General features: G+C 71.5%; 7 protein-coding genes. 2 read left to right on the top strand and 5 right to left on the bottom strand.

The window, feature by feature from the left end:
• Positions 1 to 256 precede the first annotated feature (256 nt).
• From E1211_RS30060 to E1211_RS30040, 5 genes are all read right to left on the bottom strand, one after another.
• Positions 257 to 1,945: a methylmalonyl-CoA mutase gene (locus tag E1211_RS30060; RefSeq protein ID WP_132353284.1), complete on the bottom strand. Its 1,689-nt coding sequence runs from the start codon at positions 1,943 to 1,945 to the stop codon at positions 257 to 259.
• Positions 1,946 to 2,077: 132 nt separating this feature from the next.
• Entirely contained in the window at positions 2,078 to 2,494 is a 417-nt protein-coding gene (locus tag E1211_RS30055; protein ID WP_132353282.1) for an Asp23/Gls24 family envelope stress response protein, read from the bottom strand.
• 179 nt (positions 2,495 to 2,673) lie between these two features.
• Complete coding sequence (gene meaB / locus E1211_RS30050) at positions 2,674 to 3,678, bottom strand: methylmalonyl Co-A mutase-associated GTPase MeaB (protein ID WP_132353280.1); 1,005 nt, start codon at positions 3,676 to 3,678, stop codon at positions 2,674 to 2,676.
• 55 nt (positions 3,679 to 3,733) lie between these two features.
• Positions 3,734 to 4,933: an acetyl-CoA C-acetyltransferase gene (locus tag E1211_RS30045; protein ID WP_132353278.1), complete on the bottom strand. Its 1,200-nt coding sequence runs from the start codon at positions 4,931 to 4,933 to the stop codon at positions 3,734 to 3,736.
• 33 nt (positions 4,934 to 4,966) lie between these two features.
• On the bottom strand, positions 4,967 to 5,224 hold the full coding sequence (locus tag E1211_RS30040) for a helix-turn-helix transcriptional regulator (RefSeq protein WP_165947371.1): 258 nt from the start codon (positions 5,222 to 5,224) through the stop codon (positions 4,967 to 4,969).
• 123 nt (positions 5,225 to 5,347) lie between these two features.
• Here E1211_RS30040 and E1211_RS30035 point away from each other — a divergent pair, with 123 nt between their 5' ends.
• Together E1211_RS30035 and E1211_RS32800 are read left to right on the top strand one after the other, a co-directional pair.
• Positions 5,348 to 5,593, top strand: coding sequence for a helix-turn-helix transcriptional regulator (locus tag E1211_RS30035; protein ID WP_132353274.1), 246 nt, complete (start codon positions 5,348 to 5,350; stop codon positions 5,591 to 5,593).
• A gap of 101 nt (positions 5,594 to 5,694) precedes the next feature.
• On the top strand, positions 5,695 to 5,853 hold the full coding sequence (locus E1211_RS32800; protein ID WP_165947370.1) for a hypothetical protein: 159 nt from the start codon (positions 5,695 to 5,697) through the stop codon (positions 5,851 to 5,853).
• Positions 5,854 to 5,928 lie beyond the last annotated feature (75 nt).

Here is a 5,928-nt window from a genome sequence, read left to right as displayed (position 1 = left end):
GGGCGGGGGCGCGGAGGGCGCTGAGGTCGACCGCGCCGCGAGTGAAGATCGACGAGGTGATCCGTGGGTCGCTCATGGTTATCTAGTTTGGCACGGACGCCGCCGAACTCAGATCAACCGCGACGGCGACAGTTGCAGTTCTCACCCTGCTCATCCCACCCGTACGGGCACACACGACACCGCGCCACGGTCCACGCGGCGCGGTGTCGGTGAGTACGGGTCCGCGAAGGAGACGAGCGCGGATCCGCCGGACGGGTCAGAAGCGGGCGGGTTCGCGGTACGTGCCCCACTCGGCGCGCAGGGCGTCGCAGATCTCGCCGAGCGTGGCCTCGGCCCGGACCGCGTCGAGCATCGCCGGGATCATGTTCTGCTCGGTGCGGCTGATCTCGACCATCCGGTTCACCGCGGCCTTGACGGCGGCGTCGTCCCGGCCCGCCTTCCGCTCGGCCAGCACCCGGCGCTGCTCCAGCTCGACCTCGTGCGAGATGCGCAGGATCTCCAGGTCCTTGGCGACCGTGTTGGTGTGGCAGTTGACCCCGACGATCTTCTTGTCGCCCTTCTCCAGCGCTTGCTGGTAGACGAAGGCCGACTCGGCGATGTGGCCGGTGAACCAGCCGTCCTCGATGCCGCGCAGGATGCCGGAGGTCATCGGGCCGATCTGGTGCGGGCCCTCACCACCGAGCTGGCGGATCCGGGCGAAGATCTCCTCCGCCTCGGCCTCGATCTTGTCGGTGAGCGCCTCGACGTACCAGGAGCCGCCGAGCGGGTCGGCGACGTTGGTGACCCCGGTCTCCTCCATCAACACCTGCTGGGTACGCAGGGCGATCTCGGCGGACTCGTCGGTCGGCAGCGCGAGGGTCTCGTCCAGCGCGTTGGTGTGCAGCGAGTTCGTGCCGCCGAGCACCGCGGCGAGGGCCTCCACGGCGGTGCGTACCACGTTGTTCACCGGCTGCTGGGCCGTCAGCGACACCCCGGCGGTCTGCGTGTGGAACCGGAGCCAGAGGGCCTTCTCGCTGGTGGCGCCGTACACGTCGCGCATCCAGCGGGCCCAGATCCGCCGGGCGGCCCGGAACTTGGCGATCTCCTCGAAGAAGTCGACATGCGAGTCGAAGAAGAAGCTCAGCCCCGGGGCGAAGACGTTCACGTCCAGCCCTCGGGAGAGCCCCAGCTCGACGTAGCCGAAGCCGTCGGCGAGCGTGTACGCCAGCTCCTGCGCGGCGGTCGACCCGGCCTCGCGGATGTGGTAGCCGGAGACGGAGAGCGGCTTGTATCGGGGGATCTCCCGGGCGCAGTACTCCATGAGGTCGCCGATCAGGCGCAGGTGCGGCTCCGGGTCGAAGAGCCACTCCTTCTGCGCGATGTACTCCTTGAAGATGTCGGTCTGCAGCGTGCCGTCCAGCGTGGACAGGTCGGCGCCCTGCCGCTCGGCGGCGACCAGGTACATGCAGAAGACCGGCACGGCCGGGCCGGAGATGGTCATCGAGGTGGTGACGCCGGCCAGGTCGATGCCGCCGAAGAGGACCTCCATGTCGGCGGCGGTGTCGACCGCCACGCCGCAGTGTCCGACCTCGCCCAGCGCCTGCGGGTCGTCCGAGTCGCGGCCCATCAGCGTCGGCATGTCGAAGGCGACCGAGAGCCCGCCGCCGCCGGCGCCGAGGATCATCTTGTAGCGCTCGTTGGTCTGCTGGGCGTTGCCGAAGCCGGCGAACTGCCGGATGGTCCAGGTCCGGCCCCGGTAGCCGGTGGGGTGGAGCCCCCGGGTGTACGGGTACTCACCCGGCCAGCCGATCCGCTCGAAGCCCGGGTGGTCGACCCCGTCCGGCGGCCCGTAGACCGGGTCGACGGTCATGCCGGAGAGCGTGGTGAAGTCCGCGTCCCGCTTGCGCGCGGCGTCGTACCGGGCCTGCCAGCGCGCCCGGCCAGCAGCGATCTCGTCGGCGTTCATCCGCGGCTCCTCCTCGGGTCCTCGACTACGCATCGAGTCTAGAGGTCTTGCCTGAACGATCGCTAAGTCGCCCCGAACCAGCCGGTAACCGGGCGGCCCGGCAGCCGTGCCGCCGCCGGGCCGATGCCCACCTCAGGCGCCGGCCGCTCCCGGCTGGTTGAGCTCGATGTCGTCCACCGTGACGTTGACCTGGGTGACGGTCAGGCCGTACTTCTCCACCGCCTCGATCACCGCGGCCCGCACCGCCTTGGTCACGTCCGCCACGACCTGACCGGAGTCGATCACCAGGACCACGTTGATGACCGCCGAAGTGCCCTTCACGTCGGCCGAGACGCCCCGGCGGGCGTCGCCCACCTCGTCCATGCCGACCTTGTCCAGGACACTGTTGAAGAACCGGGCCACGTCACCGCCGAGATCGGCGACGCCGGGCACCGAACGGGCGGCGGCGCCGGCGATCTTCTCCACGACCTCGTCGGAAACCGACGTGGCGCCCCGGGCCGCGTCGACGGCGGGCTGCACTCCACCGGCGTTCTCCACCGCGTCCGTCATGATCACATCTCCCCTGGTTCCGGCGCATTGTGGACCGACCGACTCGTCAGCCCGCTCCCCGGGAGCCGCGCTCCCGGCCGTGCGCTGCGAGCGTACTAAAAACGGAGTGGCCTTCGTGTCCGGCCACGCGGCGGGCCGTACCGGTGGTGGAGTCCCGGGGCGAACCGCCGCTGCCGAGCTCAGGCCCCGAGCTGCGCCAGCAGCTCGTCGGCGGCCGCGTACGGGTCGATCGCCCCCTCGGCCACCTTGGCGGCGAGCGACGGCAGCTCCGTACCGTCGCGCAGCGAGCCGATCCGATCGCGGAGCACACCGAGCGCGATCGCCTCGACCTCGGCGGCGGCCCGCGCCTCCTGCCGGCGGCGCAGCTCGCCGTGCTCGACCAACCAGCTCCGATGCTTGTCGATCGCGGCGGCGATGTCGTCGATCCCCTCGCCGCGCGCGGCGACCGCGCGGGTCACCACCGGCCGCCACTGCCCCGCGGCGCGCTCGCCGAGGGCGATCATGCCCTGGATGTCGCGGTACGTCGCGTCGGCGCCGTCCCGGTCGGCCTTGTTCACCACGAAGATGTCGGCGATCTCCAGGATGCCGGCCTTCACGGCCTGGATCGCGTCTCCCATCCCGGGAGCGAGCAGCACCAGCGTGCTGTCGGCGAGCGAGGCGACCTCCACCTCGGCCTGCCCCACACCGACGGTCTCCACCAGCACCACGTCGCAGCCGGCGCCCTCCAGCACCCGCACGGCCTGCGGGGTGGCCGCCGCCAGCCCGCCGAGGTGCCCCCGGCTCGACATCGAGCGGATGTAGACGCCGGGATCGGTGGCGTGGTCCTGCATCCGGACCCGGTCGCCGAGGATCGCCCCGCCGGTGAACGGGCTGGACGGGTCCACCGCCAGGACGCCGACCCGGTGGCCCCGCGCCCGCAGCGCCCGCACCAACTCGTTGGTGGTGGTGGACTTGCCCACGCCGGGCGATCCGGTCAGCCCCACCACCTGGGCCTGGCCGGCGTACGGCGCGAGCGCCGCCGCGACCTCGCGCAGCAGCTCGTCGCCGTTCTCCACCAGCGTGATCAGGCGGGCCACCGCGCGGTGGTCACCCGCGCGGGCCCGCTCGACCAGCAGGGGCACGTCCCGGCTGCGGCGCACCGAGGCGGTGGCCGCGGCCGGGGCGTTCTCGACGGTTCCGCTCACCTGGCTACTCTCGTCCGGCGGACTCGGCTCCGCGGGATCCGGCCGCTCCTGGTGCTCACTTGTCGCTCTCACCCCGGGCCGGAACGTGGACGATCAGCGCGTCGCCCTGGCCGCCGCCGCCGCAGAGCGCCGCCGCGCCGGTGCCGCCGCCCCGCCGGCGCAGCTCCAGGGCGAGCGTGAGGACCAGGCGGGCGCCGGACATGCCGATCGGGTGCCCCAGCGCGATCGCGCCGCCGTTGACGTTGACCTTCGCCGGGCTGATCCCGAGGTCGCGGACGGACTGGATACCGACCTGGGCGAACGCTTCGTTGATCTCGATGAGGTCGAGGTCGGCGACGGTCAGCCCGGCCTTGCGCAGCGCGTGCTGGATGGCGTTCGACGGCTGGGAGTGCAGGGAGTTGTCCGGCCCGGCGACGTTGCCGTGCGCGCCGACCTCCGCGATCCAGGTAAGCCCCAGCTCCTTCGCCTTGGCCTTGCTCATCACGACGACCGCGGCGGCGCCGTCGGAGATCGGCGAGGAGCTGCCGGCGGTGATGGTGCCGTCCTTGGTGAACGCCGGGCGCAGCTTCGCCAGCGTCTCGACTGTGGTGTCCGGACGGATGCCCTCGTCCTCGCTGATCACCACCGGGTCGCCCTTGCGCTGCGGGATGACCACCGGGGTGATCTCGTCGGCGAAGTGCCCGTTCTTCTGCGCGGCGGCGGCCTTCTGGTGGCTGCCCGCGGCGAAGGCGTCCTGCTCCTCGCGGGTGATGCCGTGCCGGACGCCGAGCCGCTCGGTGGACTCCCCCATCGAGCAGCAGTCCCAGGCGTCGGAGAGGCCGTCGTGCGCCATGTGGTCCTTGATCACCACGTCGCCGTACTTGTAGCCGGCGCGCTGGCCCAGCAGCAGGTGCGGGGCGTTGGTCATCGACTCCATGCCACCGGCGACGACGATGTCGAACTCGCCGGCCCGGATGAGCTGGTCGGCGAGGGCGATCGCGTCCAGGCCGGAGAGGCAGACCTTGTTGACGGTCAACGCCGGCACGCTCATCGGGATGCCCGCCTCGACCGCGGCCTGGCGGGCCGGGATCTGACCGGCGCCGGCCTGGAGCACCTGCCCCATGATCACGTACTGCACCTGGTCGGGGCTGACGCCACCGCGCTCCAGGGCCGCCTTGATCGCGATCCCGCCGAGCTTCGTGGCCGGGAGGTCCTTGAGGTTGCCCAGCAGGCGCCCCATCGGGGTCCGCGCGCCGCTGACGATCACCGAAGCCATAGCTGCCTCCGAGGGGGTGCCGACCTGTACGCCTTAACGATTGTTAGGACGCACCTTAGTGCTCGGGATGAGGTCGAGCACGGTGACCCCGAGCACTTCGGCGATGCGTGCGAGGTCGTCGACGTCGAACGCGGTGTCGCCGGACATGCGCCTGGCCAGGTAGGACTGCGTCATGCCGAGCTTGCGGGCGAGGTGGCTCGCGGACATGCGTCGACGGGCGAGCAGCACTCGGAGTTCTTCGGCGACGAGCTCACGCATGGGCGTCACGGTGTCCGCTCCGTTGTCACTCATAGCGTGATTCTGACGCGCTGAGCGAGTAACAGCAAGCTCCCCCATCATGATCCTTCGCCACGCCGAGAAGATAACCCGCTGAGCGACTTGACCGTAAGTCGCTCAGCGGGTAGAAACGTCGGCATGCGAAACACTTCGTCGCCCAGCGACACCGCCGCCACAGTCGGCGCGCTGGTGCTCGCGGAGATGGACCGACAGCACATACGGCAGACCACGGTGGCCGTGCGACTCGGCATCTCCCAGCAAGCCGTATCCCGCCGGATCCGCGGCGTCGTGCCGTTCAACGTCGCCGAGCTGGAGCAGATCGCCGTACTGCTCGGCGTCCCGCCGGCGACGTTCTTCCCGTCGAACGCGCAGGCCGCGGCGTGAAGCCGCCAGCGACGACCGGGCCGCGCCCGACGCACCCGGGGAACCCCCGGCCTCAGCCGGCACCCCGCCCCCGAACCGGAGTCGCCGTCCAGGCGGCCGCGTTGATCGGCGTCGGCCTGGTCCTGATCGTCTCCGCGCTCACCGCGCCGAAGCCGGACCGGGAGCCGCTGCGGCTGGAGTGGCGGCCCGCGACCGACGTCGAGCAGCAGCAGCACGACCGGGCCCGCCTCTGGCAGGCCATGGACGAGCTGCGGCCCTGAGTCTCCGGCCGTCTGGCTGGAGCCCGTGCCGGCTTCGTCGACGTCGCCGGCACGGGCCACCGAAGCAAGACGCGG

The organism is Micromonospora sp. 15K316, from assembly GCF_004348525.1.
Taxonomy (GTDB): Bacteria; Actinomycetota; Actinomycetes; order Mycobacteriales; family Micromonosporaceae; genus Micromonospora.
Note: the sequence above shows the minus strand (reverse complement) of the source record. Positions and strands in the feature narration are given on the sequence as shown.